Origin of the sequence: Pseudoalteromonas sp. S3776 (assembly GCF_005886915.1) — a bacterium.
Classification (GTDB): domain Bacteria; phylum Pseudomonadota; class Gammaproteobacteria; order Enterobacterales; family Alteromonadaceae; genus Pseudoalteromonas.
The window spans coordinates 111427-128623 of record NZ_PNCU01000038.1; the positions used below are offsets into that span (position 1 = coordinate 111427).

The 17197-nt window shown below is 40.9% G+C and carries 21 protein-coding genes and 1 pseudogene; 15 read left to right on the forward strand and 7 right to left on the reverse strand.

All coding sequences use genetic code 11. The features are described 5' to 3' along the window. Positions 1-13: 13 nt before the first annotated feature. The 5 genes and pseudogenes from CWC16_RS14720 to CWC16_RS14740 all read left to right on the forward strand — a co-directional run. Positions 14-425: pseudogene (locus tag CWC16_RS14720) on the forward strand (cache domain-containing protein); the annotation flags it as partial. Between the two features lie 5 nt (positions 426-430). After that, a complete protein-coding gene (locus CWC16_RS14725; protein ID WP_502704909.1) occupies positions 431-580 on the forward strand; it encodes a hypothetical protein in 150 nt (49 codons plus the stop codon). 97 nt (positions 581-677) lie between these two features. After that, the gene (locus tag CWC16_RS14730; RefSeq protein ID WP_249929279.1) at positions 678-1202 is read left to right on the forward strand and encodes a MarR family winged helix-turn-helix transcriptional regulator; all 525 of its coding nucleotides are present in this window, start codon (positions 678-680) and stop codon (positions 1200-1202) included. A 133-nt stretch (positions 1203-1335) separates the two neighbouring features. Next, positions 1336-2085, forward strand: a complete 750-nt coding sequence (locus CWC16_RS14735) for an RIO2 family protein (protein ID WP_138542063.1) — start codon at positions 1336-1338, stop codon at positions 2083-2085. A 270-nt stretch (positions 2086-2355) separates the two neighbouring features. Beyond that, complete coding sequence (locus tag CWC16_RS14740) at positions 2356-3708, forward strand: magnesium transporter (RefSeq protein WP_138542064.1); 1353 nt, start codon at positions 2356-2358, stop codon at positions 3706-3708. Positions 3709-3750: 42 nt separating this feature from the next. On the opposite strand, the gene CWC16_RS14745 is transcribed toward CWC16_RS14740, so the two are convergent. The 4 genes from CWC16_RS14745 to CWC16_RS14760 form a co-directional block, all read right to left on the reverse strand. Further along, positions 3751-4584, reverse strand: a complete 834-nt coding sequence (locus CWC16_RS14745) for a mechanosensitive ion channel family protein (RefSeq protein WP_138542065.1) — start codon at positions 4582-4584, stop codon at positions 3751-3753. Between the two features lie 36 nt (positions 4585-4620). Beyond that, positions 4621-5340: an LrgB family protein gene (locus CWC16_RS14750; protein ID WP_138542066.1), complete on the reverse strand. Its 720-nt coding sequence runs from the start codon at positions 5338-5340 to the stop codon at positions 4621-4623. Then, complete coding sequence (locus tag CWC16_RS14755; protein WP_138542067.1) at positions 5333-5686, reverse strand: CidA/LrgA family protein; 354 nt, start codon at positions 5684-5686, stop codon at positions 5333-5335. The genes CWC16_RS14750 and CWC16_RS14755 overlap by 8 nt, the downstream gene beginning before the upstream one ends. Before the next feature lie 72 nt (positions 5687-5758). Next, positions 5759-6550, reverse strand: coding sequence for a crotonase/enoyl-CoA hydratase family protein (locus CWC16_RS14760; RefSeq protein WP_138542068.1), 792 nt, complete (start codon positions 6548-6550; stop codon positions 5759-5761). 249 nt (positions 6551-6799) lie between these two features. On the opposite strand from CWC16_RS14760, the gene CWC16_RS14765 reads away from it, so the two are divergent. From CWC16_RS14765 to CWC16_RS14775, 3 genes are all read left to right on the forward strand, one after another. Beyond that, positions 6800-7129 (forward strand): HI1450 family dsDNA-mimic protein, encoded by a 330-nt coding sequence (locus CWC16_RS14765; RefSeq protein ID WP_055015370.1) that lies wholly within the window; start codon positions 6800-6802, stop codon positions 7127-7129. Positions 7130-7195: 66 nt separating this feature from the next. Beyond that, on the forward strand, positions 7196-7975 hold the full coding sequence (locus CWC16_RS14770) for a DUF481 domain-containing protein (protein WP_138542090.1): 780 nt from the start codon (positions 7196-7198) through the stop codon (positions 7973-7975). Positions 7976-7991: 16 nt separating this feature from the next. Continuing rightward, a complete protein-coding gene (locus CWC16_RS14775; RefSeq protein ID WP_138542069.1) occupies positions 7992-8480 on the forward strand; it encodes a hypothetical protein in 489 nt (162 codons plus the stop codon). Positions 8481-8520: 40 nt separating this feature from the next. Here the strand turns inward: CWC16_RS14775 and CWC16_RS14780 are convergent, their stop codons facing one another. Both CWC16_RS14780 and ygfZ read right to left on the reverse strand, forming a co-directional pair. Beyond that, a complete protein-coding gene (locus CWC16_RS14780; RefSeq protein WP_004586217.1) occupies positions 8521-9006 on the reverse strand; it encodes an FKBP-type peptidyl-prolyl cis-trans isomerase in 486 nt (161 codons plus the stop codon). 12 nt (positions 9007-9018) lie between these two features. After that, the gene (gene ygfZ / locus CWC16_RS14785; RefSeq protein ID WP_055015368.1) at positions 9019-9930 is read right to left on the reverse strand and encodes a CAF17-like 4Fe-4S cluster assembly/insertion protein YgfZ; all 912 of its coding nucleotides are present in this window, start codon (positions 9928-9930) and stop codon (positions 9019-9021) included. A 161-nt stretch (positions 9931-10091) separates the two neighbouring features. Here ygfZ and CWC16_RS14790 point away from each other — a divergent pair, with 161 nt between their 5' ends. Then, entirely contained in the window at positions 10092-10343 is a 252-nt protein-coding gene (locus CWC16_RS14790) for an FAD assembly factor SdhE (RefSeq protein WP_004586219.1), read from the forward strand. A gap of 40 nt (positions 10344-10383) precedes the next feature. Next, positions 10384-10755: a hypothetical protein gene (locus CWC16_RS14795; protein ID WP_349665942.1), complete on the forward strand. Its 372-nt coding sequence runs from the start codon at positions 10384-10386 to the stop codon at positions 10753-10755. Here the strand turns inward: CWC16_RS14795 and nadB are convergent. Beyond that, a complete protein-coding gene (nadB, locus tag CWC16_RS14800; protein WP_138542071.1) occupies positions 10730-12340 on the reverse strand; it encodes an L-aspartate oxidase in 1611 nt (536 codons plus the stop codon). The genes CWC16_RS14795 and nadB overlap by 26 nt on opposite strands. 245 nt (positions 12341-12585) lie before the next feature. Here nadB and rpoE point away from each other — a divergent pair, with 245 nt between their 5' ends. The 5 genes from rpoE (at position 12586) to lepA (ending at position 17196) form a co-directional block, all read left to right on the forward strand. After that, the gene (rpoE, locus tag CWC16_RS14805) at positions 12586-13167 is read left to right on the forward strand and encodes an RNA polymerase sigma factor RpoE (RefSeq protein WP_004586222.1); all 582 of its coding nucleotides are present in this window, start codon (positions 12586-12588) and stop codon (positions 13165-13167) included. A 1-nt stretch (position 13168) separates the two neighbouring features. Further along, positions 13169-13795: a sigma-E factor negative regulatory protein gene (locus CWC16_RS14810; RefSeq protein ID WP_138542072.1), complete on the forward strand. Its 627-nt coding sequence runs from the start codon at positions 13169-13171 to the stop codon at positions 13793-13795. Positions 13796-13799: 4 nt separating this feature from the next. After that, positions 13800-14750, forward strand: a complete 951-nt coding sequence (locus CWC16_RS14815) for a MucB/RseB C-terminal domain-containing protein (RefSeq protein ID WP_138542073.1) — start codon at positions 13800-13802, stop codon at positions 14748-14750. Positions 14751-14769: 19 nt separating this feature from the next. Further along, positions 14770-15219, forward strand: a complete 450-nt coding sequence (locus CWC16_RS14820) for a SoxR reducing system RseC family protein (RefSeq protein WP_055019290.1) — start codon at positions 14770-14772, stop codon at positions 15217-15219. Positions 15220-15408: 189 nt separating this feature from the next. After that, the gene (gene lepA / locus CWC16_RS14825) at positions 15409-17196 is read left to right on the forward strand and encodes a translation elongation factor 4 (RefSeq protein WP_055017378.1); all 1788 of its coding nucleotides are present in this window, start codon (positions 15409-15411) and stop codon (positions 17194-17196) included. Position 17197 lies beyond the last annotated feature (1 nt).

Genomic DNA, 17197 nt, shown 5'->3' on the forward strand with positions numbered 1-17197 from the left:
TTGTGGAGATTTAATGAGTAACATAAGCTTAAGAAATAAACTTTTTTACTGGCTATTTTACCGTTGAGCTAGTTATTAATGAGCTTAATGGCCAGCTCGTACTATTTAGAATCGCAAAATCAGCAACAAAATTTTGAAACAATTAAAGCTAAACTCATTAAAGACAAACCCTCGCTACTTGCCACTGAAGTGGAAATCTCAATTGAGTTGGTACGCCATCAGTTGGATAACGGATCTACACAAGGTGTTAAAAATGTCCTGAGGGAGCTTACTTTTGGTGACGACGGTTACTTTTTTATTTACGACACACGCGGCGTTAGCGTGTTCCATGCTCTGTTAGTAAGCGCTATTGAAGGGCAGAATAAAATAGGGATGACAGACCCAAATGGTAAAAAATAATTGTTGGATTATTGCAACAGAGCAAAGCTCAGTGACAGAAGAGATAAACCGTAATGTGTTTGCCATTCAAGAAATTGTTAATGAACTAACTCAAGCAAGTAAGGCCACTTCTGAGGTTAGCCAAAATTTAGCTGGGCGCGGTGAGAACTTAGGGCAATTAATAGGGCAGTTTAAGGTTTAAAGTTTTAAACAGTATTGTTTAAATTACTAATAGCCGCGACTTACGTTGCGGCTTTTTATTATTGAAAGTATGCTAACCCTAGGGAATTTTATTAATTATGTGTAGTCTATTACACGCATTTTTAAATAAACTGAGTAATCCTTATATGCAACAAAGTATGCCTTCGATAAATAGCTGTAACCGAGCACAATTAATACCTGAGCAAGATTTAGGGCGAGTAATTTCGTTTTTACGTTCAAAGCTTTCTAGCCATATTGATACACAGCTTCAGTCAATGGGTTTAACGTCGGCCCAATATATTGTGGTGGTATTATTAGCAAAAGGCTCGGCAAATACATTAGCTGGGCTGTGTGAGCATATGGTTTACGATAAAGGGGCTATGAGCCGCTTGCTAAAGCGCCTAGAAGAAAAAGATCTTATTGCAAAAACTCAGTGCGAGTTCGATAAGCGCTCTACCATTTTAGGTTTAAGTGAAAAAGGCAAAGCCTTGTACCCGCAAATAATGCCTCTGGTAAATGAGGTGTATGCTAAAGCGCTTAACGGATTCTCTGATGATGAAAAACAGCAAGTTATAGATTTATTATTTAAAGCAATAACCAATTTAGACTCACCCCCCGAATAGATTATCAACATTTTAGCGATACTGTTTCAATAAAAACTTAGCCTGCTAAGTACTAGTTCTCATTGTGCGGCAAATCCAATCTTGTTAATATAGTTGCCTAGGCAATTAAAGTTATCATCTTGTTAGGTTTGTTATGATTGAAAATAAGTTGTTATCACAATTACAGCAGCAGTTTCCTGAACATGTATTTATGCAACAGTATTTAAGTGTTGTTCATAAAGGGCGTTTTGCGAATGCAATTGTATACAGGTACAAAGATGATACGTTTGACTTAATAGTAAAAGACTTTAGCCAAAGCCCGTGGTTTATTCGTAAAACCTTTGCCAAGCTTTCTGTAAATCAAGAATTTAAAGGGTTGAGCCGTTTAGCACAGCTTGATGCAGTAGCTAATCGGTTTAGCCGTTTATCGCCGATAGCGGTGGCGTATGACTACATAGAAGGCACGCCGCTTAGCAGCTTAATACAGCAGGGCAAGGCGTTGCCTGTTGAGTTTTTTATTGAGCTTGAACGCCAAGTTGCAAAAATGCACCGCCTAGGCATTGTGCATTTAGATTTACGTAATATGGGCAATATATTATGTGGTAGCGATGGCAAGCCTTATATCATTGATTTTCAGTCAACCATTAGCTTTTCGCGCTTTGCGCGTTGGTTGCAGCGTTTTATGCGCGGCTGCGACATGTCGGGCGTATACAAAGCGTGGGATAAGCTAAGTAGTACACCTTTGCCGCGTGCTAAGCAGCAGTATTTGCAGCGTTTTAACCATGTTCGTAAGCGATGGATATTCAAAGGCTACCCAATACAACGTGCATATGCATGGGGTGCTGCAATGGTCACGCAGTTTGTGGACTCTGACCTAATACGTAACTTAACTGATAGATTTTAATTCCCCTTTTTTCATTGTGTAACTTTGCCCGTAACCGCTTAGCGTTATGGGCTTTTTTTTGGCTAAAAATAAGGCCAATCACTTCTTTTTAAATTTTTAAAATAAACAGTAGTATCGCGGGTGTTTTTGCCCCTACAATGCGCAAAAAAAATGAGTGCAGTTTCAAATACCAAAGCTTAAAGTGCTTTAATAAGTTTAGGTTTTTTCTGCAATTTTTTATTGTTCAAGTAAACTATAAGCAATGTGCATTTTTAAATTTAAGGTTTCAAGATGATTGAGTATCCAGTCGACCAACTACCGCAGCTAATAAACGATTTATTACAATGCGAAACACACGCACAAAAAAGCCAGCTTTTAGCCGATGCACAGCTTAATTTATCTACTGAGCATTTATCACTACTTTTTGAAGCCATACCCAAAGAGCAGCGCTTAGAAATTTGGCAACTATTAGATAAAGACACGCAACACGAAATATTTGTCACCCTCAGTGATGACAGCTGTTTATGGTTACTACAAACCTTAGATGATAACGAGGCGTACGCGTTATTAGATGAAGTAAATGTTGAGGAGTTACTTGAGCTTGAAGAGGTTATCCCTGAGCGCTTTGTTGATTATGCAAAAAAGCAACTCGATGAAGCACAAACCAAACAATACGATCTTGCTCAACAGTATCCGCCTGAGCAATTAGGGCACTGGGCTGGTTTCGACTTTTTAAAAATAACCGAAAAAGCAACAATAGCAGGTGTTAAAAAACTACTGCAAAAAGGGTTGCCGCAATACAGCGAAGTGGTGTATTTAGTTAGCCGCCAAGGCAGCCTAATAGGTGAACTTGCAATAAATGATTTAATAAAAGCCGATGAAGGCGATAACCTATTGGCGCTGGCAAACTATGACTTTTCATCATTACATGCAGATGATGATTTATACGAAGCGGCAGAAGTGGTTATTCACAGTGAAAAAATGGCCATGCCGGTGGTTGATAGTGATAATAAATTGGTAGGGCGTTTAACCATTAGCGCGGCATACGAATTACGCCAAGAAATTGCCGATGAAGCCGCGGCAAAAGCCGGTGGTTTACGTGAAGACGAAGACCTGTTTGCGAGTGTCAAAAAGAGTGCTAAAAACCGCGGAATTTGGTTGGGTATAAATTTAGCGACGGCGTTTTTAGCATCGTGGTTTATAGGTTTGTTTGGCGCAACAATAGAGCAAGTTGTGGCCCTGGCGGTGCTTATGCCTGTGGTGGCCTCTATGGGCGGAATTGCGGGTAGTCAAACGTTAACAGTAATAGTGCGCGGTTTAGCGCTTGGGCAAGTCACCGACTCTAACCGCAATGCACTTTTAAAAAAGGAGCTACGGGTAGGCGCTGTAAATGGTTTGGTGTGGGCCTTAGTGATTGGCGGGTTAACTTTTGCTTGGTTTAGCGACACCATGCTTAGCATTACAATTACCATTGCGATATTGCTTAACTTAGTTGCTGCGTCGTTAGCTGGGGTTGTTATACCGTCTATTTTAGACAAAATGAAAATAGACCCTGCGCTTTCTGGCTCGGTAATATTAACCACGGTGACCGATATAGTCGGGTTTGTGACCTTTTTAGGGTTAGGCAGTTTATTACTGCTTTAAGCTATAAAACAACAAAGCCGCATTAAGCGGCTTTGTTTGCTATTACGAATGCGCGTTGTTATTAATAGTCACTACGCGTTGCGGGAACGGTATTTCTATCTCAGCGCCATTAATGGCTTTATAAACACCAGCATTAATAGCTAGTTTGGTTTCTATAATTTTGGTTGTAGGTACCCAATAGCGATAACTAATGGTAACGCCGCTATCGGCAAAGCGTTCTATACCCACTTGTGATAGGGGATTTTGAGCGACCTGGTCATGGGCCTTTAACACTTCTTCAATAAGGCTAACAGCGGTATCAGCGCATGCAGTGTAGGCTATGTCTATTTCTCCTTTAACTAACGAGTAGCTAAAGGAGTTATGAATAATCTCACCCACTATGTGCTTATTAGGAATCGTGATCTCTACTTTCTCTTCATCAATTAAAATGGTGTAACCCAGCTCAATTGTTTTTACTTGGCCGCTGACCCCTTTTACTTCAATGGTATCGCCTACCACAAAGGGGCGCGTGGCAATAATAGCAAGGCCTGCGCCATAGTTTGAAAGCATCCCTTGTAAGGCTAAACCCGCACCTAGAGAGGCGGCACCTATAGCCGCTACAAAGGGGGTAACACTAATGCCTATTTTGCCAAGCGCTATAACGATGACCATCACAATAAGTAATACTTTTACCACGTTACTCACAAAACTGGTAAGTGTGACATCTACATTGTGACGAGCCATCAGTTTTGCAACTAGGTTTGAGAGTTTTTTTGCAACCCACAAACCTAATATAAGTATAAGAATGGCGCCCACAATTTGCATGCTGTAGGTAACTAAATACTCAGTGAGCATGGTGTAGTATTTTTCAAATTGTTCTATTTCAGAACTGATCATAGTGGGCTCTTTATATTGCGTAATTATTTTTGCTAACTATAGCAAAGTGTTGATTAAAAATGGATATAGCACAGGGACGATAATTGCCGTTAGTAGTGCACTTAAGGCCATAGCAACTGAGGAAAGTGCGCCTATTTTTGGGTGTTCAGCAAGAGCTGCTGCGGTGCCTATAGCATGGCACGCAGTTCCCATTGCTATTCCTTGTGCTTGGTGGTTATTGATACCTATCCACTTAATGAGCATTAACCCAAAGAGTGCGCCTAGTAAGCCAATAAATATAACTAATGCTGCGGCAAGTGAGCTAATCCCCCCTAAAGACTCAGTAACTATTAATGAAATAGGCGTAGTTACACTTAATGCAGCTACGGATGCGCTTAAATTCGCGGGTACATCAAATAAAATACTTAAAATAAAAGCCACCACAGTGGCGTTAATAATACCTAAGCTACAGGTGCTTACTATTAACAGTAGATTTTTTCTTACATGTATAAACTGCTGATACAAAGGTAAGGCCAGTGCCACTATAGCAGGCTCTAATAGCCAGCTAAGTAGTTGGCTATGCGTGGAAAAATCAGCATAAGGTAATTTTAAATTAACAAGCACTAAGGCAATAATCGCAATACTTAAAAACACCGGGTTGGTGAGCGACTTTACTATGCTGTACTGCCAGTGTTTATTAAACGCTCTTAATAGTAAAAACAGCAAAATAATAGCGGGAGTTGTTAAGTACCATAGCGTAAGGTGCAGCTCAGTCATTGTTATTTTTACCTTTAACATAGCCAACAACGCTGCTTACCAGTAAAAGCGTACTGGCAGGGACGAGCAAAATAACCAAAACTAAATAGGGCCAATGCAGCTTAATAAGTGCAATGTGCTCGATAAATCCTACCCCCGCGGGTATAAAAAATATTGGCATAATATTTAAAATAGGGGAGGCCGAGGGTTTAATATGGTGCTCTTTCACTACACCTAACAGTAATAAACTTAGTAAGATAACCATGCCAAGGAGGGGGGCAGGAAAGCTGCCACCTATCAAATGCATTATTAATTTAGCACACCCTAAACACAGTAAAATAATTACACTGCTAAGCAAGTACTTCATGATAATGGCTCATTAGTATATAAAAAAGCTAACGTTAGCAAATTCACCCCATTTTTAAATGCGAACTTAGTCTTACCAGCGTTTAGAGTTTGCATAGTTTATATCTGCTTTCCCTTTTGTTTTGGCGATTGCTTTTTTTGTGTTGGGGTTGAGTAGCAAACGAACTTGGCTAAACGTTTCTTTAGCTAATATTTTTCGTTGGTTTGTTGCATAACTTTGCTGAGTAACGCGCTTTATAGCGGCAAGTGTGTCGGGGGAGCGCTCTAGCAATGTATTTAACATACGTTGGGTGGCTTGCTCTGTATTACTTGTAAGCTCTGTGACTAATCCAAGCTCGTAAGCTTTTTGCGCATTAATAGGGTTTGCGTGGCTTGCAAGCCAAAGCGCTTGGTCACGTTTTAATAAACCAGCTAACACTACATTGGCACCCATATCGGGGCATAATCCCCAGCGCGCTTCCATAATGGCCAGCTTTGCTTGAATATCAACAATTCTGTAATCGGCGCCTAGCGCTATTTGTAGCCCACCTCCCAAACAATTTCCATTTATTTGTGCAATAACTGGTACGCTTAAAGATTGCCACCCCAGCACCACTTTTTGCGCTAGGTTTTGATTGCCTGGCAGCCATTTGAATAGCAGCCTTACAATATTCAAAGGTGAAGCCATAACGCCTGCAACATCTAGCCCTGAGCAAAAATGCTCACCGTCACCTTTTATCACTACAGCGCGAACACGCTTATCTTTTTTAATACGTTTAATTGTGTTGTTTAATTTCATAAACATATCAAAGCTAAGTGCATTTTGTTTTTCTGCGCGGCTTAGAGTAACGTTAGCAATGCCTTGTTGTATTTCTAGTTTTATCATTGCGCTCTCCTATTCGCATGTGTTTGAGCTTATGACGTACGCAGTGCTAAGTAAAGTAACAGTTTGTTTTATAATACAAAATAAATTGAATTATTTTTAACTTTTTTAGTCAAAGTACGTCGAATCTTATTCAAGCTTAACCACACATGAGCTGGTAACAAAAAAGTCATTATTTTTTGGTGTTTTTTCTCAAATCACAGATGAGTTTTGGTATTATGTGTGCACTTAAAATGCATTGAGGTTTTACCCATGTCAGGCCCACGTTTATACAGCGAAGAAGAAGTTACCCATCAAGCGTACGATATTTTTTTAGAGCTGGCGCCAAATAATCTTAGCGAGCAAGATGTTGAAGACTTTAACGAGTACCGAGAAGAACTTGGGTTTATTGAAGAGGGCGAACCTGATGCGCAATGGCAAGACTTTGTAGCACTTGAAATAGAGCCGGAGTTATTTGTACAGGTGTTAGTGGGGTTAGAGTTTGAAAACGAAGATGTGTTGTTTGCAAAAATTTTAATTAGCCGTGATAAAGACGCGCCGTTTTGTCATATTTTGTGGAAAGAAACAGAGCACGCTGAGTAAGCAGTTTTGTTTGTATGTGCCAGAGAGTTTACCGTGCATAAGTATTTACTATTCGTGTTTTTAATAATGTGCAGCCGCTGTTGGGCTGTTGACCCATTTGAAGACTTTCATGAATATGGACAACTCTCTGATGAAGAAATTCACGAGCTGCATAAAGGCGAAATGCTTTATGGTGATACTGAATTTGGCTTGATTTTAAGTAAAGGTAACACTAACTCCACTAGTTTTAAATTTAGAGGGAATTTATACCAAGACTTCGAAAACTGGCGCAATCAGTTTAAATTAGACACTTTATATAAACGCGATGAAAATGACGACACAGGGCAAACAGACGTAACAGCGGACCGTATTTTTGTCTCTGCACAAGGTAACTACAAGGTGGGGGTTAAAAATTCTTCATTTTTTATTTACGGTGACTACGAAGAAGATAAATTTAGCGGTCTAGAATACAAAAGTACAGTCGCTACTGGTTATGGTGCCAGAGTATATCAAGGTGTAAAAAATAAAGTAGATATTGATATTGGCCCCGGTCTATATCGCTCAGTGGCTGATGATGAGTCAGAAGTGAGTGAAGAAGATGAAAACCAAACCGGTTATTTAGTACGTATTGCAATGCAGTGGGAACGTTTGGTATCAAAGCGTACGCGCTTTAATCAAGATGTGAGTATTGAACAGTCTTTATCGGGGTTAAATTCACGTTTGAAGTCAGAAACCGCTTTGATTAGTCAAGTCATAGGCGCGGTATCGTTAAAGTTTGCCTACATGTATCGTTATAACTCAAAACCTGAAGACGATAATCTTAAATACGACTCAGAATTAAGCGCCACGTTGGTGTACAGTTTTTAATAATAAAGAGAGCGTTATGTATCAGCATAAACAATATGCGGTGTTTATATTTTTTGTTTTAGCATGGATAGGCGGCTTTGTAGCTTTAGCCTGGAACTTAATGGGTGCAGATGTGCCATTAATGGTATTTGCCGGTGTACTCGTTTTAGTTGGCTTTTTGTTTCATGGTTTAACCGTAAAAGTTGACGAGCACACAATTAGTTGGGCTTTTGGCCCTGGCGTCGCGGGGCAACGATTGGTGCTTGCAGACATAGTAGAGGCTAAAGCGGTGCAAAACTCCTACCGCCACGGTATTGGTATTCGTATTACACATGATGGGTGGGTGTATTCTGTATCAGGCTTTAGTGCAGTGCAGCTAACCTTAAAAGACGGTACTAAGTACCGAGTAGGAACAAACGATCAGCAAGGCTTATTACGTGCGCTTGAGGGTAAAATAACACCCAGTGAAACGCCTTTAGAGGAACCGGCGCCAATAAAAACCGCGACCTACAACAATATGTTATAAAAAAAGCGCCTTAGGCGCTTTTTTATAAACGGCTCTATGATTAGTGATCGTGACCACAACCGCCTTCACCGTGCACGTGTCCGTGCGCAAGCTCTTCTTCAGTTGCTTCGCGCACCTCTAAAATTTCTACATCAAAATTAAGAGTAATACCCGAAAGCGGGTGGTTTCCATCAACTATAACGTCTTCATCTTGAATCTCGATAATCATTACAGATTGATCACCATCATCAGTTGACGCTCTAAATTGCATACCTACTTCAATCTCCATGCCATCAAACATTGACTTAGGCACCGCTTGCATTAGGTTGTCGTGACGTTCGCCGTAGCCTTCTTCAGGTTCTACTTTTACATTTAATGTATCACCGGCTTGCTTGCCTTGGAGTGCATTTTCAAGCCCTGGGATTAAGTAGCCTGTGCCAATAATAAAAACCAGTGGCTCGCCATCAAAAGAGTTATCAATGGTATTGCCATCGTTATCCAGTACTGAATAATGCATTTTTACTACTGTGTTTGGTGCAACGATCATAGTCATTCCTATTTATTCATCTTCAAGAGAGTAAGGTAGAGGCAGAATGCTTAGCTCTACCTGAGGGGTGTGCTTTGCACGAAGTACGTGTGTACTTGGTGTATCGTTTGGCAGCACAACAAGGCCAAATAAGGTTTGGCTATTTTCGTTATAGCTTTGGGCAATTAGTTTACCAGCGCGGCGCCAGTTCTCGCCCACTTGGGTTTCAAGCTCTGGCTCTTCAAGTAGGCCATCGCTTTTACCTGTAACAATATACATAGCGCGTTTGTTTTTACCTAGGTACTTCATACGGGCAACGGTTTCTTGGCCGGTGTAACAGCCTTTTTTAAAACTAATGCCGTTAATCGCTTGAAGGTTTACCATTTGTGGTACGTATTCGCCAATGGCGTCACTATTTAACTGTGGCTCGCCCGCTTTTATAGCGGCTTCTTGCCATAGCGCGCAGTTATCTAAAGTAGACACATCATCTGGCATACTAAATTGGCTATCAACCATTAGTAAAACGCGATTTGGCGCTAATTTTAGTGCTTTACCGCTTGGAAAGTCACAGGCTGTTTGCTCGTCAGAAAAACGAATATCGAGCTTTTCAAGCACTGGGGCTAAATCGTCACTGATCAACCCAATTAGTCTATTCGTAGAGATATCTATATCTACTTTGGCAAACACAGCGTATTTTTTTAGCTCGATAAGCGATTGCTCTACCTCAGGCTGTGAGCCTGCTAGGTAATAACTATCTTGATGGGAAAATAATTTAAACACACCCCACAGCTTGCCTTTGGCACTGCAGTGGCCAGCCCATAAATAATTGCTGTTAGATAGTTTATTGAGATCTTGAGTAATTTGTCCGTGAAGATAAGACAATTTATCCGCACCGGTTAGGCTAATAAGCTGGTGAGATAACGGACATGCATAAACGCTCGACATAAAAACCTTCTGTGCAATACAAATGAGTAGACATAATAACGTAGTTATAACCAAGGGTACAGCAACGAAGCTGGGCAGTTTTTATTATTTGGCCAATGATTAATAGCTGCTAATTATGCAGGTATTTGTTAAACTCAGGGCAATTAAGTATGAGGTTTAAAATGACTGAAATTCATAGTAAAGCACGTATACGCTGGGCTTGTCGCCGCGGCATGTTAGAGTTAGATGTTTTGTTTATGCCATTTGTCGAGCAGGCATATGATTCATTAAATGCACAGCAACAGGCTGTATTTCAGCGTTTGCTAACCCAAGAAGACCCTGATTTGTTTGCATGGTTTATGGGCCATGAAGAATGTAAAGATGCTGAGCTTAATACTATGGTATCGCTGATTTTAGACCGAGTACGTGTATAGGTTTACAGTAGTAAATAACAAAGCAGAACATCGGCCTGTGGTGCTGTTTTTCTGCTTATTGAGTGTTGTATTAGGGCTTTACTTGAGCTCTTTTTTTAGCATTGTTGTCTGTTTAACTCTAAATGCAATTGCACTTTGCTGGGTATGGCAAAAAATACTCGCAATTCACCCAGATAGTGGCTTTATTATTTTAGAGCATAAACAAATACGCTTTGAAAACGAAAACGTAAAGATTCAAGGGCAAATCACCCCAAAAACTATCATATTAAATACCAGTGTATGGCTACTTATTAAAGGCTTTAATAAACGTCAGTGGTTAATTATCTCAGCCAATAGTGTGAACAATCAAAGCTACGCGCGGTTAAAGCGCGCAGCTTTGATTGCTATTAATGGCGAGGAGAAGTCAAAATAGTAGGCGTTGGGTTTTCATTTTGCTCAGGGTAGTCAATTGTATAGTGTAAGCCCCGACTTTCTTTACGTTGCATTGCGCTTCTAATAATAAGTTCGGCTACTTGCACTAAATTACGAAGCTCCAATAAGTTATTACTGACTCTAAAGTTTGCGTAATAATCATGTATTTCTTGCTGCAATAATTCAACACGATGTAGTGCTCGCTCTAGGCGTTTAGTTGAGCGCACAATACCTACGTAATCCCACATAAATAATCGCAGCTCGTGCCAATTATGGGTAATAACAATTTCTTCATCAGAATTACTGACTCGGCTTTCATCCCAGTTTGGAAGTGCAAGAGGTTCAGGCGCCTCACCGAGCTTACTTAAAATATCTTTCGCAGCAGCATGGGCAAATACAATGCACTCTAATAGTGAATTGCTCGCCATACGGTTTGCACCGTGCAAACCCGTGTAGGCAACTTCGCCTACAGCGTATAAGTTATCTAAATCAGTTTTACCGTTAAAGTCACTCATTACACCGCCACAAGTGTAATGCGCAGCAGGTACAACCGGAATAGCCTCTTTGGTTATATCCAGCCCTACACTTAAACATTTTGCGTAAATAGTCGGGAAGTGCTCAATGATAAAGTCTTTATCTTTGTGGCTAATATCTAGGTACACACAATTTGCACCTAAACGTTTCATTTCAAAGTCGATAGCCCGAGCCACTATGTCGCGCGGAGCAAGCTCTTCTCTATCATCAAAGTCTTTCATAAAGCGGGTGCCGTCGGGGCGCTTTAAATACGCACCTTCGCCACGCATGGCTTCGGTAATTAAAAAGTTTTGCAGCTCAGGGTGATAAAGGCTGGTGGGATGAAATTGATTAAATTCCATATTGGCTACTCTACAGCCTGCACGCCATGCCATGGCAATACCGTCACCGCTAGATACATCAGGGTTTGAAGTGTATAAATACACCTTGCTTGCTCCCCCTGTAGCGAGCGCTACAAACTTAGCGGAGATAGTTTCTACTTTTTTTGCTTTTTTATTCCACACGTACATGCCATGAATATGCGAACCTGGTTTACCTAAGCTTTTATCACTAATCAAATCGATGGCATTGTATTGCTCGAGTAGGGTAATGTTTTTATGCGCTTTAACTTGGCTAATCAACGTGGTTTGTACAGCCTTACCAGTGGCATCGGCTGCATGTAAAATTCGACGATGGCTGTGTCCGCCTTCGCGGGTTAAATGGAAACGCTCTTTTCCTTTACTATCAAACTCCATATCAAAAGGAACGCCTTGCTCAATGAGCCATTGTAGACACTGGTGCGCATTACTTGCAGTATAATGCACCGCTTCTCGGTCACATAAACCGCCGCCGGCATCGAGAGTGTCTTCAACATGCGATTCTATGCTGTCGTTTTTTTTATCAAATACTGCGGCAATCCCGCCTTGTGCATACAGTGTCGAGCCTTCGGTAAGGGCCCCTTTACTGATCACAGTAACATTACAATAGTTAGCTAAAGACAATGCAAGCGATAAGCCCGCCGCGCCGCTACCGATAATAGCGACATCAGCAATATGATGTTTATTTTGGTTCATGTCAGAGGTACTTTGCGGTTACAATGCTCAAATTAGAGCAATATTTGTTTTTAATAGTGTAGTTGTATCATATTTGTCATATTACTATGTAGTGATTTTAATGGCTTAGCGGCGTTATTTAAGACTATTTTATAAAAAAAGAATATTAAGCAGAACTTTTTATTCATAAAGAGGTCAGAGTATTTGTGAACAATGGCGACACTATGAATAACCAGCAAGAATCAAACAGAGGAGTACCGGCTCGAATGAGCGAGCAGGAATTAGATTTAGCGCTTGTAAAAAGGGTCCAGCAAGGAGATAAAAACGCCTTCAACCTATTAGTAAAGAAGTATCAGAACAAAATTGCAGGGTTGATTTCACGTTATGTGTCTAACCAAGGCGATATTGCAGATGTAGCACAAGAGGCATTTATTAAGGCCTACCGTGCACTTCCAAACTTTAGAGGTGATAGTGCCTTTTATACGTGGTTATACCGTATTGCCGTTAATTGTGCTAAAAATTATTTAGTAGCTCAGGGCCGTAAACCGCCAGCAAACGATATAGACGCTGAAGATGCTGAGTTTTATGACGGCGCGGATTCGATGCGTTCTAACGCATCGCCTGAGAACTTACTGTTAAGCGACGAAGTACGCGCTGTTATTTTTAATACGATTGATAGTTTGCCTGAAGACCTTAAAACCGCGATTACCCTAAGAGAAATCGAAGGGATGAGCTATGAAGAAATAGCCGTGGTAATGGATTGCCCTGTTGGGACAGTACGTTCGCGTATTTTTAGAGCCCGAGAAGCAATAGATAATAAATTAAACCCATTAATAGGCGAGTCTTAGTATGACAAAAGCACACGTTAACAAGTTGGATAGCGAAACGTTATCAGCATTACTTGACGGCGAACAACACCTTGCAGAGGGTAAAATTTCTGATGAAGATGTTGCTACGTTTGGTCGATATGCGCTAATTGGTGATGCGATGCGTGCTCAAAAAAATAACAACGACATACACATCGATATAAGCGAAAACATAGCTTTAGCACTTGAAAGTGAGCCTGTGTATGCCGATTTCACTCAATCAACAGTAAAGAACGCTCCAGATACCGAGCAAAGTGATGCGCAGCAAGATAATAAAGTTGTGGCGTTTAACTGGCGCAGGCCGGTGGCACAACTTGCTATTGCTGCAAGCGTAGCTATGTTTGCCATTGTTGGCGTAAATACCTTACCACAAGGGGCGGGCGAGCAAGAAAGCGAAATTCCGCTGTTACAAACTACCCCGTTAACTGGTATGGCATCACCGGTGAGCTATTCATCAGAACCTGCTCTTGAAAATGCTGAGCAAGGTTTACGCGAATTACAGCAACAACGCATTGGCGCGTTAGTTTTAGAGCATCAACGTCAAGCACGTGTTGCACACTCTTTGCAAACAGCGCAAAATAGCGACAAAGCGCAAGAGGAAAAAAACTAATTAAATGAAAGTAATTACTTTTGTTCTGTCGTTAGTAGTAAGCTTTACTGTTTTTGCTGACGACACAAACCCCGCCAAAGATTTACTACTTAACATGGCAAACGCTGTGCATACCCGTAATTTTGACGCCTCCTTTGTGGTGGTAAAGGGTAAAGCAATGGAACCCTACCGCTGGGTTCATGCAAAGCAAGGTGAAACAGAGCTTGAGCATTTAAGTTTACTTAATGGCGCGGGCTTAGAAATGGTTAGAATTAACGACCAAGTTACCTACTTTGAACCGCAATCTCAGCCATACTCTATCAATACAGATTCTATTGCAGGGCCAATACCGGAAGTACTATTTAAAGATATTGAAGCGCTAAGTGCCCAATACGATTTTGTACTAGGCGGCAAAGGGCGTATTGCAGGGCGAGCTGCGCAACTAGTGAGAATAGAATCAAAAGATGAACACAAATATAACTATTGGATTTGGCTTGATACTGAGTCGTCACTGTTGTTAAAAGCCGCTTATGTTAACCACCAAGGCGAAGCCCTAGAGCAGCTGCAGTTAACCCATATTAGTGTAACAGAGCAGCCGGCACCGATGATTTTAGAAGTCCTAAATCGTAATTTCCCAACGCCGTTACCTGGTAACGCATTGGAAGGTGAAAAAAGCAGTGCCACAAACTGGCACATTGGCTGGTTGCCTAGTGGTTTTAAATTACTAAAATCAGATCGTCATAAGCTTGATTTAAACAACGAGCTTACCGATTATTATTTATATTCAGATGGGTTTGTTGAAATATCTGTTTTTGTACAGCGCCCCTTACCGGGTCGTCGCTTAAGTGGATCATTAACATCTGGCGCAACGACAATTTATGTGCATAATGGCGGAAACTTTGATGTATCTGTTGTTGGTAATGTGCCAAGCCAAACCGCCAAGGCAATTGCAGAGTCGGTGACTCGCGCATTATAAACAATTCGTAAGGGTTGTTATGATTGAACAAACACTTACAGTGGTAGCCCTAGAAGGCTCCACTGCTCACTTAGAAGCCCAGCAAAAAAAGGCCTGCGAAGGGTGTAATGGCCGCTGTGGCTCACAAGTTTTTGCCAAACTCTTTGGCAGTGATAAAAAAACCTTTCCATATCAATTCGATACACCCGTTGAAGTAGGCCAAAAAGTCACGCTCTCATTAGATGATTCGCATTTAGTAAAACATGCCTTTGCAGTATATATGCTGCCTTTATTCTTAGGCTTAGCGTTGGCATTTGTTAGTGCCGAATTACTACTTTTAGCGCAGGGATGGCAAATTTTATTCGCCGCTTTGGGTGGAGTAGGTGGTTATTTTTTAGCTAAAAGCAAAGTGAAAACATTAAGACACGATGTAAAAGTGATAAAAATTCATCCAATTAGTCTTCCTTTAACGCAAATAGATGGTGATTAAGGCCAATTAAATGTAAAATTGCCGTTTTATACCAGAGTAACTTGGAAATACAGGGTAAAAAGGCAATTAATAATTTGGTTATACAATGCGTATTTAGCCATTAATATTGCACTTGTGCTCAATAAGTATTTTCAAGTCACTCAGGTGTTCGTACTTAGCCTATTAAAATAGAAGTTTAGAATCCAGTTTATGAAGCATATCCGTAATTTTTCGATCATCGCCCATATCGACCATGGTAAATCGACCCTTTCTGATCGTTTGATCCAGGTTTGTGGTGGCTTAACAGACCGCGAAATGCAAAAGCAAGTGTTAGATTCAATGGACATCGAGCGTGAGCGTGGTATTACCATTAAAGCGCAAAGCGTAACACTTAACTACACTGCTAACGATGGCGAAACCTATCAACTTAACTTTATCGATACACCAGGGCACGTTGACTTTACTTACGAAGTTTCTCGCTCGTTAGCGGCATGTGAAGGTGCGCTTTTAGTAGTAGATGCCGGACAAGGTGTTGAAGCTCAAACGCTGGCAAACTGCTACACCGCCATTGAAATGGATTTAGAAGTAATCCCTGTATTAAATAAAATAGATTTACCACAAGCCGACCCACTTCGAGTAGCGGAAGAAATTGAAGATATTATTGGTATAGATGCTCTAGATGCCGTGCAATGTAGTGCAAAAACCGGTGTGGGTATTGCCGAAGTACTTGAAATGATTGTTAAGGACATCCCGCCACCGGTAGGTGAGAAAGATGAACCTTTACAAGCGCTTATTATTGACTCATGGTTTGACCCATACCAAGGTGTTGTATCACTAGTACGTATTAAGCATGGAGAACTACGTGCTGGCGACAAAATAAAAATAATGTCAAACGAGCAAGTTCATATAGCTGATCACGTGGGGATCTTTACCCCTAAACAAACCAACACAGGTATTTTACGTACTGGCGAAGTAGGGTTTGTTATTGCTGGTATTAAAGAAATACACGGTGCCCCAGTCGGGGATACCATCACACATCAAAAAAATGCGGCACCAGAGCGTTTACCAGGCTTTCAAAAAATTAAGCCGCAGGTCTATGCTGGCATGTTCCCAATTGCCTCAGATGATTACGAGTCGTTTCGTGATGCACTAAATAAACTAAGCTTAAATGATGCATCGTTGTTTTTTGAACCAGAAAACTCAACAGCACTTGGTTTTGGTTTCCGTTGTGGCTTTTTAGGTATGCTACACATGGAAATTATTCAAGAACGTTTAGAGCGTGAATACGATATTGATTTAATTACCACCGCGCCTACTGTAATCTACGAAGTAGTTACTAAAGAAGGTACGCGTCAAATCGACAACCCGTCTGACTTACCGGCGGTTAATGATATTGTAGAAATACGCGAACCGGTAGTAGAAGCTAACATACTTGTGCCTCAAGAGTTTTTAGGTAGCGTAATAACGCTGTGTATCGAAAAACGTGGTGTTCAAACTAAAATGAGTTATCACGGCAAGCAGGTCGCTGTAACTTATGAGCTACCTATGGCTGAAGTGGTTATGGACTTTTTTGATAAATTAAAGTCAACCAGTCGTGGTTTTGCATCGCTTGATTACAACTTTAAGCACTTTCAAACATCAGACATGGTACGTGTTGATATACTTATTAATGGTGAACGCGTTGATGCACTTGCTATTATTGTACACAGAGATAGTGCTCAATCGCGTGGTCGTCAGCTTGCTGATGCGCTTAAAGAGCTTATTCCGCGTCAAATGTTTGATATTGCGATTCAAGCTGCAATAGGACAACATGTTATTGCGCGTACCACGGTTAAGCAATTACGTAAAAATGTAATCGCTAAGTGTTACGGTGGTGACGTGAGCCGTAAGAAAAAGCTATTGCAAAAGCAAAAAGATGGTAAAAAACGAATGAAGCAATTGGGTAACGTAGAAGTACCGCAAGAAGCGTTTCTAGCTATTTTGAAAGTTGGTAAATAAA